The organism is Staphylococcus sp. HMSC068G11, from assembly GCF_001815825.1.
Lineage (GTDB): Bacteria > Bacillota > Bacilli > Staphylococcales > Staphylococcaceae > Staphylococcus > Staphylococcus epidermidis.
The window spans coordinates 1-684 of record NZ_KV822081.1; the positions used below are offsets into that span (position 1 = coordinate 1).

General features: G+C 27.0%; 1 protein-coding gene. It reads left to right on the forward strand.

Annotated elements, in window-relative coordinates; genetic code table 11:
* Positions 1-225, forward strand: a 225-nt coding sequence (locus HMPREF3058_RS06030; RefSeq protein WP_141754122.1) for a GNAT family N-acetyltransferase, incomplete at its 5' end; no start/stop codon positions are given.
* Positions 226-684 lie beyond the last annotated feature (459 nt).

Sequence of the window (684 nt, forward strand, 5' to 3'; positions counted from 1 at the left end):
GGTTATGCAAAATTCGCATTCGAAAAAGCGATAAATTATGCATTCGATATATTAAACATGCACAAAATTTATCTATATGTTGATACAGATAACAAAAAAGCTGTGCATATATATGAGTCACAAGGATTTAAAACAGAAGGATTACTTAAAGAGCAATTCTACACTAAAGGTAAATATAAAGATGCCTATTTTATGTCATTATTGAAATCTGAATATATTTTGTAGTATAAAAGATAACTCATATATTCATTTAGGTAGGTTCAAACCTGAATTACTTCTAATAAAATTAAAACGGACTTCTCGCGAATGTCTGTAAGAGGAATAAATTCTTGATAAAATCTACGAGGATTTTATGAATGATGACGCTGTAACAACGGTACTTAATAACGATTTGCAAACAATTATTAATGACTATCTATCAGAATGAAGCTTATATTAATTTCAACAAAAATAGAGCATCCTTCACTTTGCGGTAAGGGATGCTCTCAATTTATTTTTGTCTATTTTCAATTAACATAATAGGAGGTTATCAGAATTACACAAACATTTTTTGTAGTAAGCCTTGTTTGCGTTGTTTTAATAATTCTATTTTTTTACCTTGTTTTAAAATTAGTGTATCTATTTTATTAAAAAAGTTATCAATTTTAATTTTAGACTGACCCCAATTAGTGGGAATTATATAAA